This is a genomic window from Herminiimonas sp. KBW02 (assembly GCF_003852535.1).
Classification (GTDB): Bacteria; Pseudomonadota; Gammaproteobacteria; order Burkholderiales; family Burkholderiaceae_D; genus Oxalicibacterium.
Genome location: NZ_QAJP01000007.1, coordinates 260,154 through 275,012 on the forward strand (window position 1 = coordinate 260,154; position 14,859 = coordinate 275,012).

General features: G+C 55.0%; 14 protein-coding genes. All 14 read left to right on the top strand.

The genetic code is table 11. The features are described from left to right. The first annotated feature begins 10 nt into the window (after window positions 1–10). A complete protein-coding gene (locus DBR37_RS13200; RefSeq protein ID WP_124574945.1) occupies window positions 11–445 on the top strand; it encodes a biopolymer transporter ExbD in 435 nt (144 codons plus the stop codon). A gap of 63 nt (window positions 446–508) precedes the next feature. Then, window positions 509–1,552, top strand: coding sequence for a tetraacyldisaccharide 4'-kinase (gene lpxK, locus DBR37_RS13205; RefSeq protein WP_124574946.1), 1,044 nt, complete (start codon window positions 509–511; stop codon window positions 1,550–1,552). Beyond that, window positions 1,533–1,715, top strand: coding sequence for a Trm112 family protein (locus DBR37_RS13210; RefSeq protein ID WP_124574947.1), 183 nt, complete (start codon window positions 1,533–1,535; stop codon window positions 1,713–1,715). Before lpxK ends, DBR37_RS13210 begins: the two co-directional genes overlap by 20 nt. A 9-nt stretch (window positions 1,716–1,724) precedes the next feature. Next, window positions 1,725–2,477: a 3-deoxy-manno-octulosonate cytidylyltransferase gene (gene kdsB, locus DBR37_RS13215; RefSeq protein WP_124574948.1), complete on the top strand. Its 753-nt coding sequence runs from the start codon at window positions 1,725–1,727 to the stop codon at window positions 2,475–2,477. Between the two features lie 166 nt (window positions 2,478–2,643). Further along, the gene (gene adk, locus DBR37_RS13220; protein WP_124574949.1) at window positions 2,644–3,300 is read left to right on the top strand and encodes an adenylate kinase; all 657 of its coding nucleotides are present in this window, start codon (window positions 2,644–2,646) and stop codon (window positions 3,298–3,300) included. A gap of 262 nt (window positions 3,301–3,562) precedes the next feature. Continuing rightward, on the top strand, window positions 3,563–5,710 hold the full coding sequence (locus DBR37_RS13225; protein ID WP_124574950.1) for a sodium-translocating pyrophosphatase: 2,148 nt from the start codon (window positions 3,563–3,565) through the stop codon (window positions 5,708–5,710). 199 nt (window positions 5,711–5,909) lie between these two features. After that, window positions 5,910–7,688: a gamma-glutamyltransferase gene (gene ggt, locus DBR37_RS13230; protein WP_124574951.1), complete on the top strand. Its 1,779-nt coding sequence runs from the start codon at window positions 5,910–5,912 to the stop codon at window positions 7,686–7,688. Window positions 7,689–7,732: 44 nt separating this feature from the next. Next, complete coding sequence (locus DBR37_RS13235; protein ID WP_124574952.1) at window positions 7,733–8,935, top strand: patatin-like phospholipase family protein; 1,203 nt, start codon at window positions 7,733–7,735, stop codon at window positions 8,933–8,935. A gap of 149 nt (window positions 8,936–9,084) precedes the next feature. Further along, window positions 9,085–9,459 carry a ribonuclease domain-containing protein gene (locus tag DBR37_RS13240; RefSeq protein ID WP_124574953.1) on the top strand — a complete coding sequence of 125 codons (375 nt, stop codon included), beginning with the start codon at window positions 9,085–9,087 and terminating at the stop codon, window positions 9,457–9,459. A gap of 44 nt (window positions 9,460–9,503) precedes the next feature. Continuing rightward, window positions 9,504–9,902, top strand: a complete 399-nt coding sequence (locus tag DBR37_RS13245) for a barstar family protein (protein WP_124574954.1) — start codon at window positions 9,504–9,506, stop codon at window positions 9,900–9,902. 178 nt (window positions 9,903–10,080) lie between these two features. Continuing rightward, window positions 10,081–10,692 carry a phosphoribosylglycinamide formyltransferase gene (purN, locus tag DBR37_RS13250; RefSeq protein ID WP_124574955.1) on the top strand — a complete coding sequence of 204 codons (612 nt, stop codon included), beginning with the start codon at window positions 10,081–10,083 and terminating at the stop codon, window positions 10,690–10,692. Window positions 10,693–10,787: 95 nt separating this feature from the next. Continuing rightward, the gene (locus tag DBR37_RS13255) at window positions 10,788–12,044 is read left to right on the top strand and encodes an RsmB/NOP family class I SAM-dependent RNA methyltransferase (RefSeq protein ID WP_124574956.1); all 1,257 of its coding nucleotides are present in this window, start codon (window positions 10,788–10,790) and stop codon (window positions 12,042–12,044) included. Continuing rightward, window positions 12,045–13,409 carry a mechanosensitive ion channel family protein gene (locus DBR37_RS13260; RefSeq protein WP_124574957.1) on the top strand — a complete coding sequence of 455 codons (1,365 nt, stop codon included), beginning with the start codon at window positions 12,045–12,047 and terminating at the stop codon, window positions 13,407–13,409. A 105-nt stretch (window positions 13,410–13,514) separates the two neighbouring features. Further along, window positions 13,515–14,708, top strand: a complete 1,194-nt coding sequence (locus tag DBR37_RS13265) for a fatty acid desaturase (RefSeq protein WP_124574958.1) — start codon at window positions 13,515–13,517, stop codon at window positions 14,706–14,708. The last annotated feature ends 151 nt before the right edge of the window (window positions 14,709–14,859 follow it).

Genomic DNA, 14,859 nt, shown 5'->3' on the forward strand with positions numbered 1-14,859 from the left:
GAGACGCCTGATGAATTTCCGCAAAGGACAAGGCCGCGAAGATCCGGAAATCAATCTGATTGCCTTCATCGATGTATTGCTGGTGATCCTGATTTTCCTGATGGTTTCGACCAGCTATAGCAAATTTACCGCCTTGCAGATTACCTTGCCGACCGCTGATGCGGAGAAGGCAATGGACCGGCCATTTGAAATTAATGTCGGCGTGGATACGCAAGGTCGTTACTCGATCAATAATGCACGCGTCGCCGTGCAGAATCCGGATGCACTGGCCGCAGAGCTGACTGCTGCGGTGGCGGCTTCGAGCAAGCCGAATGCCGATCCGGTTATCATCATTGCAGCTGATGCAACCGCTACGCACCAGACGGTGATCAATGTATTGGAAGCGGCCCGTATCGCCGGTTATTCCAAGGTCACGTTTGCTGCGCAAACCAGCGGCAAGAAATAAGCAGTTCTATCATGTGGCGGTGCCGACGATGTCGGCACCACTACTTTCATACGGAATCCACCCTTGGCTCTTCAGCGCTCCAATCTTGAAGAATTCCTGACGCGTACCTGGTCGCAGCGCGGCCTGGCGGCATGCGTGCTGCTGCCGGTGTCGGCCTTGTTTGGCGGTTTGTCGGCCGTGCGCCGCGCCGCCTACAGCGCAGGTCTTGCGAAGAGCGAGCGCTTGCCGGTACCGGTAGTGGTGGTGGGGAATATCTTTGTCGGTGGCACCGGCAAGACGCCGCTGACGATCTGGCTGGTGCAGGCCTTGCGCCAGGCCGGTTATACACCTGGCGTGATTTCGCGCGGTTATGGTGTGCACAACAACGTACCGCAAGAGGTCACAGCACAGTCGCTGGCGCAAGAGGTCGGCGATGAACCTTTGCTGATTGCGTATCGTGCCGCGTGTCCGGTGATGGTCGGACGCGACCGGGTCGCGGTGGCAAGCGCCTTGCTGGCAGCACATCCGGAAGTCGATGTGCTGGTGTCGGATGACGGTCTGCAGCATTACCGCATGCAGCGGGATATAGAAATCGTCCTGTTCGACGGACGCGGTGCCGGTAATGGCTGGCTCTTGCCTGCCGGTCCCTTGCGTGAGCCGACGTCGCGTCAGCGCGATTTCACCGTGTTGAATGGTGCGGCCCACGCACCGGGTTTGCCGCCGGATGCGATCCGTATGCAGCTGGTCGGCAATACTGCAGAAAAACTGAATGATCGTTCGCAAAACAGCCCGCTGAGCTCTTTCGCCGCGACTGATGGCAAGCATGCACCGGTGATCCTGGCGGCCGCCGGAATAGGTAATCCGGGACGGTTTTTTGGCTTGTTGCGTAGTGCTGGTTTGCAATTCGAAGAGATGGCTTTGCCCGACCATTATGATTTTGCTGACAATCCCTTTGTACATGTGCAGGCGGATGTGATCCTGATTACCGAGAAGGATGCAGTAAAATGTCGGCAAAACGAAGGTTTGAGAAACGACACCCGTTTGTGGGTCGTGCCTGTAACAGCGCAGCTTGACGGCGCGCTTGCTGAAAAAATTGTGGAGAAACTCCGTGGACGCTCGATTGCTTGATATTTTGGTTTGCCCGATCTGTAAAGGTCCGCTTGAGCATGACAAAAAAGCGCAAGAACTGATTTGCAAGGCCGATAAACTCGCCTATCCGATACGTGATGGCATTCCTATCATGTGGGCTGACCAGGCACGTGACCTGCAAGTCAACGCTGGCGCAAACTGATAATCGCTGATGTCTTTTACCGTCATTATTCCTGCCCGTCTGGCGTCGACCCGGCTGCCGAATAAACCACTGGCTGATCTCGGTGGCAAACCGATGATAGTGCGCGTCGCTGAACGTGCGATGCAATCCGGTGCCGCCCAGGTGATCGTTGCAACCGACCATGCCGATATTTTTGCCGCCTGCGCGCAGCACAAGGTTGCGGTGCAGATGACACGTGCCGACCATCCGTCCGGTACGGATCGCATTGCCGAAGTGGCGGCACTGATCGGTCTGCCGGATGATGCGGTGGTCGTGAACGTACAAGGTGATGAGCCGCTGATAGATCCGTCTCTGATTGCGGCGACGGCGACGCTGATTTCGCGCGATGTGCCGATGGCAACTGCAGCGCACACCATTAGTGATATCGAAGAAACCTTCAATCCGAATGTAGTCAAAGTAGTGCTGGATAAATCAGGACGTGCGCTGTACTTCTCGCGTGCGACCATACCCTGGCATCGTGATGGTTTTGCTCTGAGCCGGGAAGCAATGCCGGCGGCCTATGCGCCGCTGCGCCATATCGGCCTGTATGCATACCGTAATGCCTTCCTGCAGGAATACCCGCAGCTCAGCATTTCGCCGCTGGAGCAGCTCGAAGCGCTGGAGCAGTTACGTGTGTTATGGCATGGCGTACCTATCGCTGTGCACGTGACGCCGCATGCTCCGGTAACAGGCGTGGACACGCCGGAAGACCTGGCGCGCGTAAGGCAATTCTTTGCTAATTGATGCGCTGCAGCAAGAGCAAAACTGCGCCAAAACAGCGCTTTGCTATAATTTTGTGGTAAGTTTCGTGCAAAGTTCATAGGTCAAATCTATAAATCACGACTATCCTCCGGTGCCGCATTTGCGCCCTTCGGTAATAGAATTCAAAAACTCGTTTTAGGAAAATTTCATGCGCCTCATCCTTTTAGGAGCGCCTGGTGCCGGTAAGGGCACGCAAGCTGGTTTCATCAAAGATAAATTCAATATTCCGCAAATTTCGACCGGCGACATGTTGCGCGCAGCGGTCAAGGCTGGCACGCCGCTCGGTATCGCCGCGAAAAAAATCATGGACGAAGGTGGTCTGGTGTCGGACGACATCATCATCGGTCTGGTCAAGGATCGTTTGAAAGAAGCGGACTGCGCCAAAGGTTATTTGTTTGACGGTTTCCCACGTACCATTCCGCAAGCTGACGCGATGAAAGAAGCGGGCGTTGCGATTGACTACGTCCTGGAAATCGATGTGCCTGACGAAGCGATCGTTGAGCGCATGAGCGGTCGTCGTGTGCATCCTGCATCGGGCCGCACTTATCACGTTAAATTCAATCCACCTAAAGTGGCAGGCAAGGATGACCTGACTGGTGAAGAGTTGATCCAGCGTGATGACGACAAGGAAGAAACCGTCAAGAAGCGTTTGTCCGTGTACCACGAACAAACCGAAGTGTTGGTTGGTTACTACAACCAATGGGCAGCATCCGGTCAGCCAGGTGCACCCAAGTATCGCAAGATCGCGGGCGTCGGCCCGGTCGATCAGATACGTGACAGCGCGTTTGCCGCGTTAGAAGGTTAAACAAAAAAAGCGGACACCATGTCCGCTTTTTTCTTATTTGCTCAAATTGCCTTATCGCTATAGCATCGGTATTGTATTGATGCAGTCATAACAGAATCAGGGGGAAGCAACCCCGCAACAGACTTAGGTAACAGACTCAGCCAGCCCCTGAATAAAAAGGGCGACAGAAAGTTTTGCAGTACGCAGTCAGCACGGAACATGTTTATGTCTGTTGCATTGTCGTAGTGGTCAACTTAGTCGTGAAAAAACAGGAGGAGTCGATATGGCATCAAGTCTATGGTTCGCCATTGCGTGCGGCATTGTTGCCGTCATCTATGGCCTGATCTCACGTAGCTGGATACTCAAACAAGACGCAGGTAATGAACGCATGCAGGACATTGCTGCGGCGATTCAGCAAGGTGCGGCCGCCTATCTGGCGCGCCAGTACCGCACCATCGCCATCGTCGGCGTCGTCCTCTTCATCATCATTGCATTGGTGCCCGGACTCGGGCTGATGACTGCGATCGGTTTTCTCGCCGGTGCAGTGTTGTCGGGCGCTTGCGGCTTCATCGGCATGAATGTGTCGGTGCGTGCCAATGTGCGTACGGCGCAGGCGGCGACCAAGGGTATGAATGAAGCGCTCGATGTGGCCTTCAAGGGCGGTGCGATTACCGGCATGCTGGTGGTCGGCCTCGGTTTGCTCGGCGTGGCCATTTTCTTCCTGATCCTGACCAGCATGGCGCGCGACGGCGGCGTGTATCACGTCACCTTGCACGACATTATTACGCCGCTGATCGGCCTGGCCTTTGGTGCATCGCTCATTTCGATTTTTGCCCGACTCGGCGGCGGCATCTTCACCAAAGGTGCGGACGTCGGCGCTGACCTGGTGGGTAAGGTGGAAGCGGGTATTCCGGAAGATGATCCGCGCAATCCGGCGGTGATTGCAGATAACGTCGGTGACAACGTAGGAGACTGCGCCGGTATGGCGGCCGACTTGTTTGAAACGTATGTCGTGACCCTGATCGCGACCATGCTGCTCGGTACTCTCGTGATGCGCGGGCTGGAAGTGCAGGCGGCAATCTATCCGCTACTGTTGGGTGGCGTATCTATCCTTGCTTCGATAGTCGGTTGCTCGATGGTCAAAGCGAAAGAGGGCAAGAAAATCATGTCGGCGTTGTACACCGGTTTGTGGTGGGCTGCCGGTTTGTCGCTGATCGGTTTTGCGGTCGTGACCTGGCTCGTCATTCCGCCTGAGTTGTACGTCGCGATGATGGGCTCTGCGGTAGTCGGCATCATTTTGACCGGCCTCATGGTCTACATCACCGAGTACTACACGGGCACGGATTTCAAACCGGTACAACATGTGGCGCAGGCCTCGACTACTGGTCACGGTACCAACATCATCGCAGGTCTTGGTGTCTCGATGCGCTCGACCGCATGGCCAGTGGTATCCGTGTGTTTCGCTATTCTGGCTTCGTATTGGTTAGGCGGTTTGTACGGCATCGCGATTGCGGCGACGTCGATGTTGTCGATGGCGGGCATTATCGTTGCACTTGATGCGTATGGTCCGATTACCGACAATGCTGGCGGTATTGCCGAAATGTCCGGCATGCCGGAGTCGGTACGCGCGATTACCGATCCGCTCGATGCCGTCGGCAATACAACCAAGGCTGTTACCAAGGGCTATGCAATTGGTTCTGCGGGGCTTGCTGCGCTGGTGTTGTTTGCCGATTACACGCATGCACTGGATTCGGTCGGCAAGAGCACGACCTTCGACTTGTCTAATCCGATGGTGATCGTCGGCCTCTTTATCGGTGGCCTGATTCCTTATCTGTTCGGCGCGATGGCGATGGAAGCAGTGGGGCGCGCTGCTGGTGCAGTAGTGGTCGAAGTGCGCCGTCAGTTCAGCGAGATCAAGGGCATCATGGATGGCAGCGGCAAACCTGAATATGACAAGGCGGTCGATATGCTGACCACTGCCGCCATCAAGGAAATGATCGTCCCGTCGTTGCTGCCGGTGGTGATTCCTATCCTGGTCGGCCTGATTCTTGGTCCGGCTGCGCTCGGCGGTTTGCTGATGGGAGCGATCGTGACCGGTATCTTTGTTGCGATTTCGATGACCACTGGTGGTGGTGCCTGGGATAACGCGAAGAAATACATCGAGGATGGAAATCACGGCGGTAAAGGCTCGGATGCGCATAAAGCGGCGGTGACCGGTGATACGGTCGGCGATCCGTACAAGGACACCGCTGGTCCTGCGGTCAATCCCTTGATCAAAATCATCAACATCGTGGCCTTGCTGATCGTACCTTTGTTACCAGCCGCAGGTTTGCAAGTGGTGGATACCGTCACCAATGTCACTATCGTGACGCCGGTACAGACCATTGTGGTGCCGGTGGATTCGGCTCCGGTCAATCCGACACGGCCTTGAAGGTGATGATGGATGTATAAAAGAAAAGGCAGCGCAGGCTGCCTTTTCTTTTATCGCTTGCCGGCATGCGCGTTCATGCCGCGAACTCAAATGAAAAAACTGCGTCCTAAGAAACTGACAGCCGCACGCAAGCGGTTTACACTGGGGGCGCAGTTTTTGTCCTCTCCTTGCCTCTTTTCACGCACCTCCGGGATTTTGCATGATTAAAACGACTGTTTTTGTCGCCGTATTATCAGCCTTGCTTACCGGGTGCAGCAGCCCGCCGGTAGTCAAACCATACATCCCGATAGAGCCGGAAGGCAGCAGCGGTTATACCGAAAAGAGTGGTTGGGTCGCAAAGAAATTCATGGTGGCAGCCGCCAATCCGCTGGCGGTCGATGCCGGATACCAAATGTTGAAGGCGGGTGGTTCTGCAGTTGATGCAGCGATCGCGACGCAAATGGTGCTGGGTCTGGTGGAGCCGCAATCTTCCGGGCTTGGTGGCGGTGCGTTCATGTTGCATTTCGATGGGGCGCGTGTGCTGGCTTACGATGGCCGCGAAACAGCACCGCGCAATGTCACCGGGAAATTGTTCCAGAACGCTGAAGGCAAGGCCATGCCTTTCCACGAAGCGGTAGTTGGTGGTCGTGCAGTCGGTGTGCCGGGTGTCTTGCGCATGCTGGAGCTGGCGCACAAGCAAAACGGCAAATTGCCGTGGGCGACCTTATTCAATCCGGCGATCAAACTGGCGACTGAAGGTTTCGCCGTCAGTCCGCGCCTCGCCATATTGTTGCAGCATGAAACTTATCTGAAGCAGGACCCGGTCGCCGCCGCCTACTTTTACGATGCGCAAGGCAAGCCCAGACCTGTCGGCTACATCCTGAAAAACCCCGCGCTGGCTGAAACCATGAAAGCGATAGCGCGCGATGGTGCGAATGCGTTTTACCGCGGCCAGATCGCGCACGATATTGCAGCCAAGGTTGCGCAACATCCTACCAATCCCGGCGAAATGGGATTGCACGATATAGCCAGTTACAAGGCGAAGGTGCGTGAACCGGTCTGCAGCGATTACAAGGTATGGACCGTGTGCGGCATGCCACCACCTTCTTCGGGTGGTGTCGCGATAGCGCAAATCCTGGGCATACTGGAAAAGAAAAACATCGCGGCCTATCCACCCGTGAACGGCGCATGGGATGCGCAGGCTGTGCATCTGTTCGCGGAAGCCGGGCGTCTCGCGTATGCGGATCGTGATCGTTATATCGCCGACCCGGATTTCGCGCCGCTGCCGGGCGGGAGTGTGCAACCCTTGCTGGACAAGAAATACCTGGCACGACGTGCAGCGCTGATCGATTACGAGTCCATGGGCAAGGCGCAGCCCGGCGATCCTTTCAATACACGCCTGGCCTGGGCCAGCAGCACCTCACCTGAGTTGCCTTCGACTTCGCACATCTCGGTTGTGGATGCGAGCGGCAATGCGGTGTCCATGACCACTACCATTGAGAACGGTTTCGGTTCGCGGCAAATGGTCGATGGTTTTTTGCTGAACAATGAGCTGACCGATTTTTCATTTGATCCGAGTGACGTAAATGGCTTCATCGCGAACCGCGTGCAGCCGGGCAAGCGCCCGCGTAGTTCGATGGCGCCGACCTTTGTATTTGAGAAGGGCACAAAAAAGCTGGTGCTGTCAGTCGGTTCACCCGGTGGTCCTTACATCATCAATTACGTCGGCAAGGTGTTGGTTGGCATGATGGACTGGGGATTGACGGTGCAGCAGGCGATAGACTTGCCGAATGTCGGCAGCCGTAACGGCCCGACTGAGCTGGAGCGCGGTCGCACACCGCAAGCGTTGGTCAAGGCGCTGACGGAACGCAAACACGACGTGCAAGTGGTCGAGCAGACATCAGGCTTGCAAGGCATTATGCGTTTGAATGTCCATGGCGAGGAAGTCTGGTTTGGCGGTGCCGATCCACGCCGTGAAGGTATCGCCAAAGGGGATTGATTCCTGCTTGTCTGAAATCCGAAAGGCCTGAATAATTGGTGTCCATGCAAGATAAAAAGAAAATCGGCCTGGTGCTGACAGGAGGCGGAGCGCGCGCGGCGTATCAGGTCGGCGTGCTCGAAGCGGTATCGACCATCCTGTGCGAGGCGGGCTGGGCGCCCGAGAAGAATCCTTACGACATCATCTGCGGCACCTCAGCCGGTGCGATCAATGCCACTGCGCTGGCTTGTCATGTCGATGATTTCTGTCCCGGTCTGCAACGTATCGTGCATGTGTGGGAAAACTTCACCGCTGAACAGGTCTACCGCGCTGATTCGCTGGGCGTGTTGCGTTCCGGTGCGAAGTGGCTGTCTTTGCTGTCGTTTGGCTGGCTGCTGCGCACCTGGAAAACCAACCCGCCGAACTCCCTGCTCGACAATACACCTTTGGTCAGTCTGCTGAACCGTATGCTGAATCTGCCGCGTCTGGATGCTGCGCTGGCAGACGGCAAGTTGCACGCGCTGGCAGTGACTGCTTCGTCCTATACGGCCGGCAAGCACATTACTTTTTATCAAAGCGAAGCCGACATCGATCCCTGGGTCAGGACCCAGCGTATCGCCGTACGCAGTCAGATCGGCGTTGAGCATTTGCTGGCGTCGGCGGCGATTCCGCTGATTTTCCCGGCTACGCCGATTTTTTGCGAAGGACGACGCGAGTATTTTGGTGATGGTTCGATGCGGCAGGTGGCGCCGATTTCGCCAGCCATCCATCTGGGGGCGGACAAGGTACTGGTGATAGGAGCGGGGCGGTTGATGGAACCTGCGATCGACCAGTCCGTCAACGCGCAGTATCCGAGCCTGGCACAAATTGCCGGTCATGCCTTGTCGAGTATCTTCCTTGATAGCATCGCCAGCGATATCGAACGCCTGAATCGCATCAATCAAACCTTGTCGGTACTGACCGATGAGCAAAGAAGCAAGACCCCGCTGCGGCCGATAGAAATGCTGACCATCGCACCTTCGGAGCGACTTGACACTATTGCAAGTCGTCATATCAGCAGCCTGCCACTTCCGGTTCGCATGTTGTTGTCGGGCATAGGTGCCGCTGAAGTGCGTGGTGCAGCGCTGGCGTCCTACCTGTTGTTTGAAAAAAGCTACACCTGCGAACTCATCAATCTGGGGCGCAAGGATGCGCTGGCGCACAAGAATGAAATCCTGTCATTTTTCTCCACACAGGACACCGGTGTGGCCGAAAACGCGGACATCTAAGCAGCAGCCTATCCCTCGCTTGTCAAGCAATTAGTGTTGATTCGGACAACACAACACGTTACTCTCGGGTATTGGACTCGTTAATTCAATAGGCTGCGTTGATAGGGTGCGTTGATAGGTGGCACCCATTATTAAGAAAAGGGATTTCGGTGAAGGTTAAATTTATCACGCGCTTTTTCCTGCTTTTCGCTACATTTTTACTTTCGTTCAACGCTTTTGCTTTCGATTCCGGCGCGCTTGGAGTTGTTTCAGTTAATGAATTGCCGCGTGAAGCGCAGGAGACCATCGCCTTAATACGCCAGGGCGGACCTTTCCCTTATGACAAGGATGGTTCGGTATTTGGTAATTATGAAAAGGTTTTGCCCCAGCAAAAGCGCGGGTATTACCGCGAATACACTGTAAAGACACCGCGCGCCCGCAATCGCGGTGCGAAGCGGATCATTACCGGCGGCGAGAAAACCAGGCCGCGCGAATATTATTACACCGCCGATCACTACAGAAGCTTCAAAAGAGTCATAGAGTGAACGGGGTGTCATGTTGATAATAAATAGCTGGAGATGAGGGAGAAATGAGTTTGTTTAAAACCGTGCCGCTCAATGTAGTGCAGTCGATCCGCGCGTTCCGTGTTGCCGATTTGCAGGCGGAAGCCGCGCATCTTGGGCAACACTTCCTGTACGCACATTGCGCCCATGCGACTACCAAGCAGCAGGTATTGGCCGTAATTGCGGAGGCATTTCAGTTCCCTAAGCATTTTGGCAAGAATTTCGATGCCTTGTCCGACTGCCTGACCAGCCTGGCGCATAAGGCTGGTCCACAACCCGGTTTCCTCGTGGTGCTGGAGCAATTGCCGAATACGCCGAAATTCGATAAGGAAGCACGGGAAACCCTGCTCGACGTATTCCGCGATGCCGCAGATTTCTGGGCTGACAAGAAAATCGCATTCCGGGTGTTTTACTCCTTCCAGTAAGTTGTTTCGACGCAGCCGCTGCCGTATCGCGGCTCGCTATCTCGCCTGAATTCGGGCCAATTTCCTCGTTTTTCCATCGCTGCTGCCTGCTGTTTGCGTGCTCTGTGCTGCATAGATAGTTGCTGTCCGGCCTGTCGCCGTCGGGCTGATCGGCCCGCGGTACGGTACAATGCGCGCCATGAGAAGAATCGTCATTTTGATTTCCGGGCGCGGTAGTAATATGCGGGCCATCATCCGCGCTGCGCAAAATGAAGAATGGCCGGCACAGATTGCGGCTGTCATTAGTAATAAGGCCGACGCATCCGGTCTGGCTTACGCAGCAGAGCACGGTATTCCGGCACTGGTTGTGGCTAACAAGGATTATCCGAGCCGGGAAGCCTTCGATGCCGCCTTGCAGAGCAAGATCGACTCTTTTGTGCCGGATTTGGTGGTTTTGGCGGGTTTTATGCGTGTGTTGACGACACCTTTCGTCGCACATTACGCCGGACGCATGCTCAATATCCATCCATCGCTATTGCCAAGTTTTGTTGGTTTGGCAACGCACAGACAGGCTTTGGCAGCGGGCGTCAAATTACATGGGGCAACCGTGCATTTTGTCACTGCCGAGCTGGATCATGGTCCTATCGTGGCGCAGGCAGCTGTGCCGGTAGAGGCCGACGACACGGAAGCAACCCTGGCCGCCCGTGTGCTGGAACAGGAACACATTATTTATCCACGCGCTATACGCTGGTTCGTAGACGGACGTTTGTCCGTGCAGGACGGCATGGTACGTATTAGTCAAGAAGCTTAAAGTCCAGAGTCCTGATGAAACTGAAGCAGCGGTTCGCTACTCGAACCTGCCTGCCCGGCGACTGACAGACAAGAATATTTTATGAAGGAATATGCATGAGATTGCCTCCCGCGATCATTAATAACACCGAAGAAGTATTGCGCGAGATCCTGCGTTTCACGGGTCCGGCTGACGGTACCTTATCGCGTTACTTCCGCGAACATCCGAAGCTCGGTTCGCGTGAGCGCGGTGTCGTGGCCGAAGCAGTGTATGGCTTGCTGCGCAACAAAGCGGTCTACACCAGCTTTGCCGAATCCGGTAATGGCCCGACCATGCGTCGCATGACTTTGCTCGGTCTGGCTGATGCAGTCGGCGTCGAGTCGCTGGGTGGTCTGACCGAAGAAGAAACCGAATGGCTGCAGCACGTGATGCAAATCGATCGCACCTTGTTGCCATCGCTCTTGCGTTCGAATCTGCCGGAATGGCTGTTTGAGAAATTGGTAGCACGTGATGGCGAAGCAACTGCACTAGAACTGGCGCATGCGATGAATCAGCCGGCGCCGCTGGACTTGCGCGTCAACGCACTGAAGGCAACGCGCGAAGAGGTGACCACGTCGCTGGCAGAAGCGCCTATCTTGTGTGAGCCGACGCCGTATGCACCTTTAGGTATACGCATCATCAAGAAACCCGCATTGCAAAACCTGCCTTTGTTCAAGAATGGTTCTATCGAAGTGCAGGATGAAGGTAGCCAATTGCTGTCGCAAGTCGTCGGCGCCAAGCGCGGCGAAATGGTGGTCGATTTCTGCGCCGGTGCAGGCGGCAAGACTTTGTCGCTGGGCGCGGCGATGCGCAACACCGGACGTCTGTATGCTTTCGATATATCCGACAAACGCCTGGCCAAACTGAAGCCACGCCTGGCGCGTAGCGGACTGTCGAATGTGCATCCGGTTCTCATCGCACATGAAAACGATGCGAAGGTAAAACGCCTGGCAGGCAAGATAGATCGCGTGCTGGTCGATGCGCCATGCAGCGGCCTCGGCACCTTGCGTCGCAATCCGGACGTGAAGTGGCGTCAGACACCGCAATCGCTGGTAGAGTTGAACGAAAAGCAGGCTTCCATCCTGGCGGGCGCGGCGCGTCTGGTCAAAGCGGGCGGTCGTCTGGTCTATGCAACCTGCAGTATTCTGGATGAAGAAAACGAAGCCATCGTCGCCAGCTTCCTGGCATCACGCGATGACTTTGTTTTGATTCCGATGAGTGAAGTGCTGGCCGAACAAAAGATAGATCTGAAGATGGGTGACTATCTGAAGCTGTCGCCAGCCTTGCATCACACCGATGGATTTTTCGCGGCGGTACTCGAACGTAAAAAATAAATGAAACAAAACCTGCTATCGACTCTCTGGGCTGATTTGTGGACGGACCTGGGCATACCCGGTCTGCGCTGGCAAATTTTTGCTGTAGTACTGTGTTTTGCATTGGGTTGGGGTATCGCACGTGTGGTGCGCGGCCTGCTGGCGACGAAAGAGCCACAGCAAAATGCTTTACGACGTCTGGGAGTGGAGAGTTTTACGCGGGTTTTGTGGCCATTGCTGACCTGGTTGTTGCTGGCGATCGCCAAAACCATCCTCGAGCGCTGGGAGCGTGTGGACGGTGTGGATGTCCTGCGCGTCGTGATGCCGCTGGTCGCCTCGTTTGCGCTGATACGCCTGGCCTTCTACGTAATGCGACGCGTGTTCGCACGTGGCGGCAAGGTCAGTGCTTTCGTCCTGCTGTTTGAGCGCAGCTTTGCGTCACTGGTCTGGATCGTGGTGGCGCTGCACATCACAGGCGTCTTGCCGGAACTCATCGAATTCCTCGACGACACCTTTGTCCCCCTAGGCAAACATAAAGTCTCCATCATGACGATGCTGCAAGCGGTCGTCTCGGTGGGGGTGACGCTTATATTTGCGCTGTGGGGATCGGCCCTGATCGAAGAGCGCCTGATGCGACTCGACGGCATGCATTCATCGATGCGCGCCGTGCTGTCACGCATGAGTCGTGCCGTCCTGATCCTGATTGCCTTGCTGGTTAGCCTGTCCATGGTCGGTATCGACCTGACCGTGCTGTCGGTATTTGGTGGTGCGCTGGGTGTAGGCCTGGGCCTGGGCTTGCAAAAGATTGCCAGCAGCTATGTTTCCGGCTTCATCATCCTGCTCGAGCGCAGCATGACCATAGGCGATACGGTCACGATAGATAAATTCACCGGGCGCGTGGCGCAGATCAATACCCGCTACACCGTGTTGCGCAATGGCGACGGCAGCGACACTATCGTGCCGAATGAAGTCTTCGTCGCGAATTCCGTACAGAATTTATCCCTCAGCGATACTGTGATGCAAATGACAACACGTGTTTCGGTCGATTACCGGACTGATATCGATTTGGCATTGCGATTGCTGGAAGAGGCCGCACTTGGTGTAGATAAAGTACGCAAGGGGCCGGATCGCGTACCAGCGGCTACCATGGTGGCTTTTGGCGCGGATGGTATCGACCTGCAACTGGGTTTTTGGGTCAATGAACTGGATGGACGCGGTACGGTGTTGTCTGATGTCAATCGTGCAATATGGCGCTCATTTCAGGCGAATCAGATCAATGTTCCGTTCCCGCAACGTGAAATAAGATTGATTGACGAGCAATATCAGCCGGTAAAAGAACGTTTAAATACCGCGAAAAACCCTGCAAAATCGGATATAGGCCCTTAAAAAGGGTACAATTCGTCTCGAAAATTTGCCAGCAACCCTAGCAATTCGATTTAGCGATACCATCTAGGGGATACCATTATCCATGGCATTCATATTGGAGCCACAATGATCGACGCAGTACTTGATTTCCTATCGAACGGCCTGACCCGCGCCAGCGGTTGGGAAGTGTTTTTCTACGCGCTCGCCGTGACACACATCACGATTGCGGCGGTCACCATCTATTTGCATCGCAGCGCCACCCATCGTGGCCTGGACCTGCATCCGATTCCTAGTCATTTCTTCCGCTTCTGGCTGTGGCTGACCACTGGTATGGTCACTAAAGAATGGGTAGCGATCCATCGCAAGCACCATGCCAAATGCGAAACTGAAGAAGATCCGCACAGCCCGGTTACACGCGGCATCAAGAAAGTGTTTTTCGAAGGTGCTGAGTTGTATCGCGCAGAGTCGAAAAACATGGAAACCATGGAAAAGTACGGTTACGGTACGCCGGACGACTGGATCGAACGCAATGTTTACACGCGTCATAGCGCGATGGGTATCGTCCTGATGTTGTTCATCAACGTTGCCTTGTTCGGCGTGGTCGGTGTTTCGGTATGGGCCTTGCAAATGGCATGGATTCCTATCACCGCTGCCGGCATCATCAACGGTATCGGCCACTACTGGGGTTACCGCAACTACGAATGCAATGATGCAGCAACCAACATCTTCCCTATCGGTATCCTGATCGGTGGTGAAGAGCTGCACAACAATCACCACACCTTTGGTACGTCGGCCAAGCTGTCGGCCAAGTGGTATGAATTCGACATCGGCTGGATGTACATCCGTATGATGGAAACGGTCGGCCTGGCCAAGGTCAAGAAGGTCGCACCGCAGCCTAAATTCGACACCAGCAAACTGCACCTCGATTTCGATACGCTGCAATCCGTCATCGCTAACCGTTATGACGTGACTGCAAAATATGCGAAGTCGCTGAAGCAAACCTGGCACGATGAAGTTGAGCACCTGAAAGAAAAAGCACAGCTGGAATCCGGCTTCCTGCGTTCGGCGAAGAAGCTCTTGCATCGTGAACCTAACAAACTGGAAGCACCGCATAAAGAACAATTGACGACCTTGTTCGCACATAGCAAGCCGCTCAAGACAATGCATGAAATGCGCGTTGAACTGGGCGCGATCTGGGAGCGTTCACACGCGAGTCGTGATCAGTTGCTGCAGCAGTTGCAGGATTGGTGTGCACGTGCTGAAGCGTCGGGTATTACTGCCTTGCGTGACTTCTCTTTGCGTTTGCGTAGCTACGCTTAAGTTTGTTTGAATTTGTTGATTGAAAAAGCCCGCTGATGCGGGCTTTTTTATTGTTTGTTTGGTTTACAGTTTGCGGGTGTTGATGCTGTTCTTTCTTCGTGGAGAGGTGCGTTGCCGGGAGTGGCCCGGCGGCCACTCACTTTCTTTGCTT